Origin of the sequence: Nocardia thailandica NBRC 100428 (assembly GCF_000308795.1) — a bacterium.
Classification (GTDB): Bacteria; Actinomycetota; Actinomycetes; order Mycobacteriales; family Mycobacteriaceae; genus Nocardia; species Nocardia thailandica.
The window spans coordinates 1-12,854 of sequence record NZ_BAGK01000102.1 but is presented as its reverse complement, the minus strand read 5'-3'; the positions used below and the strand labels follow the sequence as shown (position 1 = coordinate 12,854).

Genomic DNA, 12,854 nt, shown 5'->3' with positions numbered 1-12,854 from the left:
TCCCGGCACGGCCCGCCCGAAGCGCAGCGAATGTCACGTGAAAAAGGCTGTCGCCGAACATGTTCGACCGCGATACTGAGTCGGGTAGTGGCCGTGCGCACGGCGCGGCCCGGGGCGGGGCGAAGGCGGATCGAAGATGGTTGTTGGTTCCCCGTCCCATCCGCCGCTGGGTGTCGCGGTGCTCGGCACCGGCCCGCTGCGGGCCGAGCTCGCCCGCGTGCTGCTCACCGGCGGGCGCGAATTGCGGTCCCGCGTCGGGGCGGCGCTGACCCTGCGGGCGGCGACCGGCGACCCGGCCGAGCGCGGGACCTGGGACGGCATCGATCTGGTGGTGGACAGCACGGTCACCGACGCGGTGCTCGGCGCCGCGCTCGGCGCGTTGCGGGCGGGCCGGTCGGTGGTCACCGCGAACACCGCGCTCGTCGCCGGGCACGGCGCCGAACTGGCCGCCGCGGCCCAGGAGCACGGCGGCGACCTGTTCTTCGAGGCCGCCGTGGCCGGGGGCGTCCCGGTGGTGCGCCCGCTGACCCAGTCGCTGTCCGGCGACCGGGTGCGCCAGGTCCTCGGCGTGTTCGATCCCGCGGTGTCCGACCGTGATCCGGCCGCCCAGGCCGCGATCCTGGCGACCCTGGCCTTCCACACCCGGGTCGAACCCTCCGACGTGCACGCCGAGGACTTCTCCACCCCGGGCCCGCACGACCTGGCCGCCGCGGCGGCGCTCGGGCTGCGCCTGCGCCCGCTGACCGTGTGCGCCCGGGTGCCGGGGCACCCGAGCCAGGAGGACGGCGGCAAGGACCACCTGTCGGTCCGCGTGCATCCGGCGCTGCTGCCCGCCGCCCATCCCCTCGTCGCGATCGAACGGCCCTACAGCGCCGTGGCGGTGGAGGCCGAGCACGCCGGTCGGCTGATGTTCTCCGGCCGGGGCGACGGGCCGACGGCCACCGCCTCCGCGCTGCTCGGCGACCTGGTCACCGCCGCGCGCAACCGGGTCCACGGCGGCCGTGCGCCGCGCGCCTCCTACTACGCCGAACTGCCGGTCGCCCCGGTCGCCGACACGCCCACCCGCTACTACCTGAACCTGCGGGTCACCGACCACGCAGGCGCGCTGGCCCGCGTGGCGACGGTGTTCGCCGAGCACGGCGTCGGCATCGCCCGGGTCCTACAGGAGCATCACGACGGCGCCGCGCACCTGGTCCTGCTCACCCACCGGGCCACCGACGCGGCGCTGGCCGACACCGTGGACGCGCTCGGCGAGGCAGGCGGCGTACTCGCGGTGGTCACCCGCTGGCGGGTGGAGGGCATGCACGGCTGACCCGGCCGCGCGGTCCGGATTCCGCGAAAACAGGAACCAGCACGATCCCGATCGGGCACGATGACCGAGGTTCTTACGGTGTCCGATCGTCTCGAGGAGTGCTCGTCGCTGTGAAGGTGTGGTCCGCCGCCGCCGGTGCGGTGTTGATGTCGTCGTTGATGTTCGCTCCCCCCGCCGCCGCGGGCCCCGCGCCGGACTGCGGCGGGGAGCACTGGGTCGGGAGCTGGATGGCGGCGCCGTCGGACGCGTTCAGCGCGGCCGACCCGTCGCTGGTGCCGCAACTGTCGGCGACCGACCAGACCTACCGGCTGATCGTCACGCCGCATCGCGGGGGTTCGACCCTGCGCGTGCACCTGACCAACCGCGCCCGGCCCGTGCCCGTCGAGATCGGCCACGTCACGGTCGGCGTACGTGCGGACGGGGCCGCGGTGCGACCGGATTCGTTGCGCGAGGTGCGTTTCGGCGGAAGCGGGGCGGTGACGATCCCGGCGTTCGGCGACGTGGTCAGCGACCCGGTGGAGCTGACCTTCGGCGCGTTCGAGGCCCTGGCCGTCGGGGTGCACGTCCCCGGGCTCGCGGTCCTGCCCACCGAGCACTTCAACGGCAACGCCACCAGTTACTACAGCCTGCCCGCCGCCGGTGACCGCGCCGCGGACGTCTCGGGCGCGGCGTTCCCGTTGTCCACCACCGCGATTCCGCTGGTGTCGGGAATAGACGTGCGCGCGCCGGGCGAGGTCGGCACCATCGTCGCCTTCGGCGACTCGATCACCGACGGCTACGTCTCCTCGAACTACCTGGGCACTCCCGAGGACCGGTCGGTGGTCGACCGCGACGTCCGCTACCCCGACTTCCTGCAGCGCAGGCTCGACGCCGCGGGCCTGCCGTTCACCGTCCTCAACGCCGGGATCTCCGGAAACCGGGTCAGCCGGGCGGGTTTCATTCCCCAGTTCGGCCCGGACGCGGTCTCCCGGTTGCACGCCGACGCCCTGGACCAGGCGGGGGTCACCGACGTCATCGTGCTGGAGGGGATCAACGACCTCGGCATCCCGATCGGCGCGGGCCACGAGGAGATCGTCGCCGCCTACACGACGATGATCGAACGGATACACTCCGCCGGGCTGCGGGCGCACCTCGGCACGCTCCTGCCCACGAGCAACGCGCTCTTCGACGGCATGCTGACCGTGCCCTACGCCGAGCCGGTGCGGCAGCGGGTCAACGCCTGGATCCGCGAACAGCGGCTGTCGGACACCGTCGTCGACTTCGACGCGGCCCTGCGCGATCCGGCGAATCCGGCCGTCCTGCACCCGGCCTTCGCCGGCGCCGACAACCTGCACCCGAACGCCGCCGGATACCGTGCCATGGCCGAGGCGATCGACCTCGGCATCTTCCGGACCCGCTGCTGAGACCGCGACGGGAAGAGCCCCGGCGGAATCCGCCGGGGCCCTTCCCGTGTCGTCACTTCCTGCGGTCGCGCTTCTCGCGCACGCGGACCGAGATCCGCACGGGCGAGCCGTCGAAGTTGAACTCCTCGCGCAGGCGCCGCTCGAGGAAGCGGCGGTAACCGGCCTCCAGGAAGCCGGTCGTGAACAGCACGAACGTCGGCGGACGCGTACCGGCCTGGGTCGCGAACAGGACGCGGGGCTGACGGCCGCCGCGCATCGGCGGCGGGGTGGCCGCGATGACCTCCTTGAGCCAGGTGTTGAGCCGGCCGGTGGGGATGCGCTTGTCCCAGGACTCCAACGCGGTCTCCATCGCGGGAACCAGCTTCTGCACCGCGCGACCGGTGTGCGCGGAGATGTTGACCCGCTGGGCCCACGGCACACGCACCAGTTCCCGGTCGACCTCCTTCTCCAGCATGTAGCGGCGGTCCTCGTCCACGAGGTCCCACTTGTTGAAGGCCAGCACCAGCGCGCGGCCGGAGTCGGCGACCAGGCTGATCACCCGCAGATCCTGCTCGGTGATCGGCTGGGAGGCGTCGATCAGCATGACCGCCACCTCGGAGGCCTCGAGGGCCGACTTCGTACGCAGCGAGGCGTAGAACTCGGTGCCCGAGGCGTTGTTGACCTTGCGGCGCAGGCCCGCGGTGTCGACGAACTTCCAGACCTTGCCGCCCAGTTCGACCAGCGAGTCGACCGGATCGACGGTGGTGCCCGCGACGTCGTGCACGACCGAACGCTGCTCGCCCGCGAGCTTGTTGAGCAGGCTGGACTTGCCGACGTTCGGCTTGCCGACCAGGGTCACGCGGCGCGGGCCCTGCCCGCCCGTGCCCTCGCGCGGGGTCTCCGGCAGCACCGCGAGCACGTCGTCGAGGAGGTCGCCGGTGCCGCGGCCGTGCGCGGCCGAGACCAGGCGCGGCTCGCCGAGCCCCAGCGACCACAGGCTCGCGGCCTCGAGTTCGGCGCGCTGGTCGTCGGCCTTGTTGGCGACCAGGATCACCGGGATCTTGGAGCGGCGCAGTTTCTTGACCGCCGCCTCGTCGGTGGCGGTGGCGCCCACAGTCGCGTCCACGACCAGCAGGATCGCGTCCGCGGTGGCCATGGCGACCTCGGACTGGCGCGCCACGTGCTGCTGCAGGCCCTTGGCGTCGGGGTCCCAGCCGCCGGTGTCCTGGATCAGGAAGCGGCGGCCCGCCCAGTTGGCCTCGTAGGAGATGCGGTCGCGGGTGACGCCGGGGATGTCCTCCACGACGGCCTCGCGACGGCCCAGGATGCGGTTGACCAGGGTCGACTTGCCCACGTTGGGGCGGCCGACCACGGCAAGCGTCGGCATGGCGAGGTGTTCCTCGTCGCCGAACTCGCCGTCGAGATCGGCGATCTCCCAGTCGGATTCGTCGCTCCAGATACCGTCGCCGGCGAGGATGTCCTCGCTCATCGGGCGCCTCCTGTCGTGGCGGTCAGCGCCGCGGCCACCACGCGGTACAGCTCGTCGATGGTCTGTTCCATGGTCAGCTCGCTGGTGTCGACCTCGATCGCGTCGTCGGCCGCGCGCAGCGGGGACACCTTCCGGGTGGAGTCGAGGGTGTCGCGGCGCTGCACGTCGGCCAGCACGGCCGCGTAGTCGTCGCCGCGGCCCTCGCGGATGTTCTGCTGATTGCGCCGCTGGGCGCGTGCCTCGGCGGAGGCGGTGAGGTAGATCTTGACGTCGGCGCCGGGCAGGACGGTGGTGCCGATGTCGCGGCCCTCGACCACGATCCGGCCCGCCACGCCCGCGATCTCGCGCTGCAGCGACACCAGCTGTTCGCGCACCCGCGGCACCGCCGACACGGCGGACACGGCCTTGGTGACCTCGTTGCCGCGGATCTCGGTCGAGACGTCCTCGCCGTCGAGCTCGATGACCTCACGGGTCGGGTCGGTGCCGATCGACAGACCGAGCGCGGCGACGGTGTCGGCGATCGCCTCGGGATCGGTCAGGTCGGTCCCGGCGCGCAGCACGCGCAGCGTGGCGACCCGGTACATGGCGCCGGTGTCGAGGTAGCGGGCGCCCAGGCGGGTGGCGAGCCGGCGCGACACGCTCGACTTGCCCGTGCCCGAGGGGCCGTCCATCGCGATCACCAGCGGGGAGTCCCCGGTCAGTCGTTCGTTCGCGAACGCCACCGACGAATCCACTCCGTTCACAGCTGCACCGCCTCGTAGAGTTTGCCGATCTCGTCGCGGCCGAGCACCCGCAGGGTGCCGGGCCGCTGGTCGCCGAGCGCGACCGGGCCGATGTGCGTGCGCACCAGCCGGGTCACCGGGTGGCCGACCTCGTCGAGCAGGCGGCGCACGATATGCTTGCGGCCCTCGTGCAGCACCAGCTTGACCAGCGACTTGCCCTCGTAGGCCTCGAGCACGACGAAGCGGTCGACCTTGGCCGGACCGTCCTCGAGCTCGACGCCCTCGCGCAGCCGCTTGCCGACGACCTTGTAGTTGACCTCGCCGTGCACCGTGGCCAGGTAGGTCTTCGAGACCTCGAAGGACGGGTGCATGAGCCGGTGCGCCATGTCGCCGTCGTTGGTCAGCAGCAGCAGACCCTCGGTGTCGGCGTCGAGGCGGCCGACGTGGAACAGGCGCTGACCGGCGGCGATCCGCTCGGCGACGATGTCACCGACGCAGGGGCGGCCCAGGTCGTCGGACATGGTGGACTGCCAGCCCTTGGGCTTGTTCAGCGCCAGGTGCACCAGTTCCTCGCGCACGACGACCCGGGTGCCGTCGACGCGGACGATCGCCTTCTGCGGGTCGACGCGCAGGCCCTGCTCGCGGACGATCAGGCCGTCGACCTCGACGCGACCGGCGGCGATCATCTCCTCGGCCGCGCGTCGCGACGCGACGCCGGCCTTGGCCAGGACCTTCTGCAGGCGCTCGCCCTCGCCCCACGGCATCTTCTCGTGGGTCTCGGTCTCGACGTTCTGGTGCCGGGCGGGCTTGGCGTTGTTCAGGATGGTCGGGGCGACGACCTGACGCTGCGGCTTGGGGTTCTTGGCCTTCTTGCCGGTCGGCGCGGACTGGGCCGGACGGCCCTGGGCGCCGGTACGAGGGGCCGTGCCGCGACCGCCCGGCGCGCCGCCACGGTAGTCACCGGCCGAACGGGAACCGCCACGGTAGTCGCCCTCGGAGCGGGAGCCGCGGTAGTCGCCGGCGGAACGGGCACCGCCACGGAAGTCACCGCCGGCGCGCGAGCCGCCGCGGTGATCGCCTTCGGAGCGCGAGCCGCCGCGGTAGTCACCGGCGGAACGGGATCCGCCACGGTAGTCGCCCTCGGAGCGGGAGCCGCGGTAGTCACCGCCCGCGCGGGAGCCGCCGCGGAATTCCCCACCCGAGCGGGCGCCGCCGCGGGTGCTTGTCCCGCGGGTCGCGCCGCCTCGGGGGGCTTCGCTGCGTTTTCTACGATCCGGTGTGCCATCTCGGCGAGCGGAGTTATTCATCTGTCCTGTCAATCGTCGGTGCCGAGGTCCATCGCGGCCTCGGCGGGTTTCTGCAGCCTGGTGTACCGGGGGTCGGTCTCCAGGCTCTCGCTGATCTCGTCGATCAGATCGACCCCCGGCAGCAGGGGCGCCAGCGGTGGCAGGTCGCCGAGGGAGGCGAGCCCGATCCGTTCGAGGAACAACTCTGTTGTGCGGTACAGCGTGCCGTTGGTCTCGGGGTCGGCACCGGCTTCGGCGATCAGCCCCCTGGCCAGCAGGGTGCGCATCACGCCGTCGACGTTGACCCCGCGGACCGCGCTGACCCGGGTGCGGGTCACCGGCTGGCGGTAGGCGACCACCGCCAGGGTTTCCAGAGCCGCCCGGGTGAGCTTCGTCCGGGCGCCGTCGAGCAGCACACGCTCCACATAGGGTGCGTACTCCGTACGAGTATAGAAGCGCCAGCCGTCCCCGACGAAACGCAGGTCGATGCCGCTGCCCCGCGCGAACAGTTCCGCCGACATCGCGCGCAGGGTCTCCTCCACCCGCTCGGCGGTGTCGTCCAGGGCCGCTGCCAGCTGTTCTGCCGGGGCGGGAGCGTCGACGACGAGCAGCATCGCCTCGAGCGCGGACCGGAACTCGGCGTCGTCGAGGGGCTCGGGGGTGAAATCGGCCACTGCCGGCGAGCCGGGCTCGATGCTCATCCGTAGTCCTCCTCGATGGTCAGCGGCGCGGCGGGCGCGTCGGGGTCGGGATCGCCGATCCAGCTGACGGCGAGCGGGCCGAGCGGGTCGGGCTGGTCGAATTCGATGGTCTTGCCACGGTAGAGCTCGAGCAGGGCCAGGAAGCGGGCGACGATCTCCACCGGCAGCGCGCAGTCGGCGACGATCTCGGCGAAGGTCGTCCAGCCGCCGGGCCCGCGCTCCTTCAGCATGGCCAGCACCCGCTCGGCCTGTTCGGCGACCGAGATGGTGTGCATGTGCAGGTGGCCGAGCCCGACCTCGGGGACCGGGCGCGGCCGGAACGCGGCGGCGGCGATGTCGGCGAACGCGGCCGCGTCGACGCCGAGGGTCACCTCGGGCAGCAGCCCGGCGAACCGCTCCTCCAGCGACACCGAGCGCGGATAGCGGCGCAGGGCCGCGGCCTCCAGCTCGCCGAGCAGCTCGGCGACCTGCTTGAAGGCACGGTACTGCAGCAGGCGGGCGAAGAGCAGGTCGCGGGCGTCGAGGAGTTCGAGGTCCTCGGCGTCGGTCATCTCCCCCGACGGCAGCAGCCGCGCGGCCTTGAGGTCGAGCAGGGTCGCGGCGACGACGAGGAATTCGGTGGTCTGGTCGAGGATCTTGTCCGCGCGGAGCTTGGTCCGCTCGGCGAGGTCGGTGGTCAGCGCCTTGGTGTAGGCGATGAACTCGTCGGTCACCTCGGCCAGGGCGATCTCGGTGACGTCGAGCTTGCGCGAACCGATCAGCTGCAGCAGCAGATCGAAGGGACCCTCGAAGTTCTTCAGCCGCAGGTGGAAGACCGTGCTGTCAGCGGCTGGTGCGGCAGGCTCTCGGCCTTCCGGCCTCGATTCTTCCCTCCCTGCGGGCACTCCTTCGTCGCGCCCTCCGGTCGGTCCGGAATCGAGGCGGCCGGGAGCGGGGTCGATCGGTGCGGACATCTACGAGTGCGTACCGATCACCGGCCGGACCGGTGGATGACCTCGCGCGCCATCGCCCGATACGATTCCGCGCCCGCCGAGCGCGGCGCCCAGGTGGTGATGGGTTCACCCGCGACGCTGGCGTCGGGGAAACGCACGGTGCGCGAGATGGCGGTGTCGTAGACGAGGTCGCCGAAGACCTCGACCACGCGCTGCATGACCTGCCGCGAATGCAGGAGCCGGGCATCGAACATGGTGACCACGATGCCGTACAGGCTCAGCCGCGGGTTGAGCCGGTCGCGCACCTTCTCCACGGTGTCGTTGAGCAGGGCGAGACCGCGCAGCGAGAAGTACTCGCACTCCATCGGGATGATCACCCCGTCCGCGCACGCCAGCGCGTTGACGGTGAGCAGGCCGAGCGAGGGCTGGCAGTCGACGAGGATGTAGTCGTAGCGGTCGCGCACCCCGGCCAGCGCGCGGCCGAGCGACTGCTCGCGGCCGACCTCGTTGACCAGCTGGATCTCGGCCGCCGAGAGGTCGATGTTGCTGGGCAGCAGGTCCATTCCGTCGACCTTGGTGGTCTGCAGGACGTCGTCGACACCCGCCTTGCCGCCGATGAGCAGGTCGTGCACGGTGACGTCGAGATCGTGGTGCGCCACGCCGAGCCCGGCCGAGAGCGCGCCCTGGGGGTCGAGGTCGACCAGCAGGACCCGGCGGCCGTATTCGGCCAGTGCCGCACCGAGATTGATGGTGGAGGTGGTCTTGCCGACCCCGCCCTTCTGGTTGCACATGGCGACGATGAGCGCGTCGCCGTGCCCCTGTAGCGGTGGGGGTTCGGGTACCAGGCGTAGGGGTCGGCCGGTGGGGCCGAGTTCGGGCTCGGGCGCGTCGGCGGCCCCGGCGGCATCGGGGTCCCAGGCCGGTTGCGCGCGGACGTCCGAACCGTTCGGCGGCTGCGCCGCTCCCGCTGTCGTCACGATCCGCTGCTCCTTCGTTCTGCCGGGTGTACCCCTGTCGAGGGTAACGAGGCTGTTCCGGGGCTCGTCGTAGAACGCTACCGCTCCTACTGCCCGGTTCGGCCGATGACACCTGGCGTGTTCGCAACCCTACTCGCCACGGGCGGCCCCCTCGTGCCCGTTACCGGGCACGGGGGTGCGCGGTGGCCCAGACCTCGCGCAACGTGCTCACGGTGACCAGCGTGTAGATCTGGGTCGTGGTCACCGAGGCGTGACCGAGCAGCTCCTGGACGACGCGCACGTCCGCGCCGCCGTCGAGCAGGTGGGTGGCGAAGGAGTGCCGCAGGGTGTGCGGGGAGACCGCGGCGCCGATACCGGCGCGTTCGGCCGCCGTCTGCAGGACCTGCCAGGCGCTCTGGCGGGAGAGCCTGCCGCCGCGCGCGTTGAGGAACAGCGCGGGCCCGCTGCCGCGTCCGTACGCGGCCAGGCCGGGCCGCCCGCGCACCAGGTAGGCGTCGACCGCGGCGAGCGCGGGCCTGCCGATCGGGACGACCCGCTGTTTACCGCCCTTGCCGCGCAACACGACACACCGCTCGTCCGTGTCGAGATCGTCGACGTCGAGGCCGACCGTCTCCGAGATCCGCGCGCCCGTGGAGTACAGCAGTTCCAGCAGGGCGCGGTCGCGCAGGCCGCGGGGCCCCCCGTCGCTGCCCCCGCTGCCCCCGCCGTCCCCGCCGCCGCCCGCGGCCTCGAGCAGCCCGAGCACCTGCTCGTAGGGCAGCGCCTTGGGCAGGCGCCTGCCGGGCGCGGGCGGTTTGACCGCGTGCGCCACATCCGTGTCGGTGAAACCCTCCGCGGCCGCGAACTTGTGCAGCCCGCGCACGGCGATCAACGCCCGCGCCACCGAACCCGCGGCCAGCGGCCGGGATCCGGGTCCTCCCGCGCGCAGCGACACCGCGAACTCGGCGACATCGCCCTGGGTGACCCCGGCCAGCGCGGTGATGCCGCGGCCGGTGAGGAAGTCGTGATAGCGCGACAGATCGCGGCGGTAGGCGCCGAGGGTGTTGCGCGCGGCGCCGCGCTCGACCGCGAGATGGTCGAGGTAGGCGTCGATCTCGTGCCCCGGCACGGCCCCGGTCAGTCCTGTCCGGACCGTTCGGCCGCCTTGCGGCGCAGGAACGCCGTCGGCTGACCCGGCCAGGGCGCGTCCGCCGGACGCAGGGGCGCGCCGCTCGCCCGCGCGGCGGCCAGGGCGAACACCCCGGCCACCGCGGTGGCGTTGACGATCTCGCCCGCGAGGGCGGCCCGGACGGCCTCCTCGACGGTGAGCCGGACCAGTTCCAGGTCGGCTTCCTCGTGTTCGGGCGCGGGACGGTCGGTGTCGCGCAGGCCGGTGGCCAGGAAGACCCGCAACGCCTCGTCGGTGAAGCCCGGCGAGAGCGCCACGTCGACCAGCACCGACCACTCGTCGGCGGCCAGGCCGGTCTCCTCGGCGAGTTCGCGTTTCGCCGCGGTGAGCGGGTCCTCGCCGTCGATGTCGAGCAACCCGGCGGGCAGTTCCAGCAGCCGGGTCGCCACCGGATGGCGGTACTGCCGGATGAGGACGACCCGCCCGTCGTCGTCGAGGGCGAGCACCGCGACCGCGCCGTGGTGCTCGACGACCTCACGGTCGGCGACGTGCCCGTCCGGCATCACCACCCGGTCGCGCCGCAGCGCGACGATGGCACCGCTGTAGAGCAGCTCGCTGCCCACGGTGTCGAAGGTGTGGGTGCCGGGCGCGGCGTCGTCGCTCACCTCGTGACCGTTTCTACTCGGTGCCCACTGCCTGTTCCGCGAGCGCTTCCTCGGGGAAGTCTACGGGAAGGCGTTCGGCCAGCTTGTATTTCAGCGCCGCGGCGATGAGCGAGGCGAACAGCGGATGCGGCCGGGTCGGGCGGCTCTTGAGCTCCGGGTGTGCCTGGGTCGCGACGAAGAACGGGTGCACGTCGGCGGGGTACTCCACGAACTCGACGAGATGCCCGTCGGGCGAGGTGCCCGAGAAGCGCAGCCCGCTCTTGGCGATCTTGTCGCGGTAGGCGTTGTTGACCTCGAACCGGTGCCGGTGCCGCTCGGACACGTTCTCCGCGCCGTAGGCCTGCGCCACGACCGAGCCCTTGGCCAGCACGGCGGGGTAGGCGCCGAGGCGCATGGTGCCGCCCAGGTCGGCCTCGCCCGCGACGGCCTGTTCCTGGTCGGCCATGGTGGAGATGACCGGGAACTTCGTGTCGGGCTCGAACTCCGCGGAGTTGGCGTCGGTCAGGCCGACCGAGCGGGCCGCCTCGATGACCACGCACTGCAGGCCGAGGCACAGGCCGAGCAGCGGGATCCCGCGGTGACGGGCGTAGCGGATGGCACCCACCTTGCCCTCGATGCCGCGGATACCGAAACCACCGGGGATGAGCACCGCGTCGACGTCGCGCAGCGCCGCGACCGCGCCCGCCTCGGTCTCGCACTCGTCGGAGGGCACCCAACGGATGTTGACCTTGGCCCGGTGCGCGAACCCGCCCGCGCGCAGCGCCTCGGTGACCGAGAGGTAGGCGTCGGGCAAGTCGACGTACTTGCCGACCAGCGCGACCTCGACCTGCTCGCGCGGGGAGTGCACGCGGTCGAGCAGGTCGCCCCACACGGTCCAGTCGACGTCGCGGAAGGGCAGGCCGAGCTTGCGCACGACGTAGGCGTCGAGGCCCTCGCGGTGCAGCACCTTCGGGATGTCGTAGATGGACGGCGCGTCCGGGGTGGAGATGCACGCGTCGACGTCGACGTCGCACATGAGCGCGATCTTGTTCTTCAGCGGCTGCGGCACCTCGCGGTCGCAGCGCAGGATCAGCGCGTCCGGCTGGATACCGATGTTGCGCAGCGCCGCCACCGAGTGCTGGGTGGGCTTGGTCTTGAGCTCGCCGGAGGGGCCCAGGTAGGGCACCAGCGACACGTGCAGGAAGAAGACGTTCTCCCGGCCGACGTCGTGGCGGATCTGGCGCGCGGCCTCGAGGAACGGCTGGGACTCGATGTCGCCGACCGTGCCGCCGATCTCGGTGATCACCACGTCGGGCACGTGGCCCTGCGCGTCGGGGCCGGTCATCGCGATGATCCGGTTCTTGATCTCGTCGGTGATGTGCGGGATGACCTGGACGGTGTCGCCCAGGTACTCGCCGCGACGCTCCTTGGCGATCACCGTCGAATAGATTTGCCCGGTGGTCACGTTCGCGTCCTTGTTGAGGTCGCGATCGAGGAAACGCTCGTAGTGGCCGACGTCGAGGTCGGTCTCCGCGCCGTCCTCGGTGACGAACACCTCGCCGTGCTGGAACGGGTTCATGGTGCCCGGATCGACGTTGAGGTAGGGGTCGAGCTTCTGCATCGTGACCCGCATACCGCGCGCGGTCAGCAGCTGACCGAGGCTGGAGGCGGTAAGACCCTTACCCAGAGAGGAGGCGACGCCACCGCTGACGAAGATGTGCTTGGTGGCATTTCGAGCCTGATTCCGTGTTTGACCCACGGGTCTTCACAGTAACACGCGTCCGGGTGTTCGAAACACACCACGCCGGTTTGCCGGGAGATCGCCGGAGTCGCTGTGAGCAAGCTCGCGCGGCGGTCGACGGCGTATGGCTGCCGCCGGGGCGTCGCGGTCAGCCCGGCATGGCGGCGACGGTCAGCGCCGTCGCCTTCGGGCCGGTGCCGTAGCGACCCGCGCCGCCGGCCAGCTGCTCGGTCAGGCCGAGCGCGGTGGTGACCCGGCCGATCTCGCGGTCGGCGTTGTCGACGGTGGTGACCGTGTCGGCGAGGGTGGCGTCGGAGCGCACGATCGCGATCGGGCCCTGCGCCTCGGCCGCCCCGCCCGGCCCGCCAGCACCGCGCCCGCGGCCCGGCCGCGCAGCGCGCCGGTGAACCGCGCGGTGTTGACGCCCTGCCCGTTCTCGGCGGCGTGGGCGCCGTTGCCGGTCAGCACCACGGCCAGCTGGGCCGGACGCTGGGGCGGTTCCCCGATCGTCAGGAAGCCGCCGCCACGCAGCGTCTCGAGGACGAGGCCGAGCTCCTGAG

The 12,854-nt window shown here is 72.1% G+C and carries 11 protein-coding genes and 1 pseudogene; 2 read left to right on the top strand and 10 right to left on the bottom strand.

The window, feature by feature from the left end:
• Window positions 1-136: 136 nt before the first annotated feature.
• Window positions 137-1,312, top strand: a complete 1,176-nt coding sequence (locus ON36_RS10370; protein WP_043650770.1) for an ACT domain-containing protein — start codon at window positions 137-139, stop codon at window positions 1,310-1,312.
• Between the two features lie 110 nt (window positions 1,313-1,422).
• Window positions 1,423-2,715, top strand: a complete 1,293-nt coding sequence (locus tag ON36_RS10365) for a GDSL-type esterase/lipase family protein (protein ID WP_245558027.1) — start codon at window positions 1,423-1,425, stop codon at window positions 2,713-2,715.
• A gap of 52 nt (window positions 2,716-2,767) precedes the next feature.
• Here the strand turns inward: ON36_RS10365 and der are convergent, their stop codons facing one another.
• The 10 genes and pseudogenes from der to ON36_RS10315 all read right to left on the bottom strand — a co-directional run bounded on the left by der (window position 2,768) and on the right by ON36_RS10315 (window position 12,801).
• A complete protein-coding gene (der, locus tag ON36_RS10360; RefSeq protein WP_043650769.1) occupies window positions 2,768-4,183 on the bottom strand; it encodes a ribosome biogenesis GTPase Der in 1,416 nt (471 codons plus the stop codon).
• On the bottom strand, window positions 4,180-4,854 hold the full coding sequence (cmk, locus tag ON36_RS10355) for a (d)CMP kinase (protein WP_083885047.1): 675 nt from the start codon (window positions 4,852-4,854) through the stop codon (window positions 4,180-4,182). Before cmk ends, der begins: the two co-directional genes overlap by 4 nt.
• Before the next feature lie 68 nt (window positions 4,855-4,922).
• Entirely contained in the window at window positions 4,923-6,212 is a 1,290-nt protein-coding gene (locus tag ON36_RS35440; protein ID WP_169334693.1) for a pseudouridine synthase, read from the bottom strand.
• An 8-nt stretch (window positions 6,213-6,220) separates the two neighbouring features.
• Window positions 6,221-6,892: an SMC-Scp complex subunit ScpB gene (gene scpB / locus ON36_RS10345; protein ID WP_043650768.1), complete on the bottom strand. Its 672-nt coding sequence runs from the start codon at window positions 6,890-6,892 to the stop codon at window positions 6,221-6,223.
• On the bottom strand, window positions 6,889-7,845 hold the full coding sequence (locus tag ON36_RS10340; RefSeq protein WP_083885045.1) for a segregation and condensation protein A: 957 nt from the start codon (window positions 7,843-7,845) through the stop codon (window positions 6,889-6,891). The genes scpB and ON36_RS10340 overlap by 4 nt, the downstream gene beginning before the upstream one ends.
• A gap of 17 nt (window positions 7,846-7,862) precedes the next feature.
• Window positions 7,863-8,801: a ParA family protein gene (locus ON36_RS10335; protein WP_043650766.1), complete on the bottom strand. Its 939-nt coding sequence runs from the start codon at window positions 8,799-8,801 to the stop codon at window positions 7,863-7,865.
• 160 nt (window positions 8,802-8,961) lie between these two features.
• Window positions 8,962-9,909 (bottom strand): site-specific tyrosine recombinase XerD, encoded by a 948-nt coding sequence (gene xerD, locus ON36_RS10330; RefSeq protein WP_043650765.1) that lies wholly within the window; start codon window positions 9,907-9,909, stop codon window positions 8,962-8,964.
• An 8-nt stretch (window positions 9,910-9,917) separates the two neighbouring features.
• Window positions 9,918-10,574 carry an NUDIX domain-containing protein gene (locus ON36_RS10325; protein WP_043650764.1) on the bottom strand — a complete coding sequence of 219 codons (657 nt, stop codon included), beginning with the start codon at window positions 10,572-10,574 and terminating at the stop codon, window positions 9,918-9,920.
• A gap of 13 nt (window positions 10,575-10,587) precedes the next feature.
• Window positions 10,588-12,312, bottom strand: coding sequence for a CTP synthase (pyrG, locus tag ON36_RS10320; protein ID WP_043650763.1), 1,725 nt, complete (start codon window positions 12,310-12,312; stop codon window positions 10,588-10,590).
• A gap of 130 nt (window positions 12,313-12,442) precedes the next feature.
• Window positions 12,443-12,801, bottom strand: a pseudogene (locus tag ON36_RS10315) (copper transporter).
• Between the last annotated feature and the right edge of the window lie 53 nt (window positions 12,802-12,854).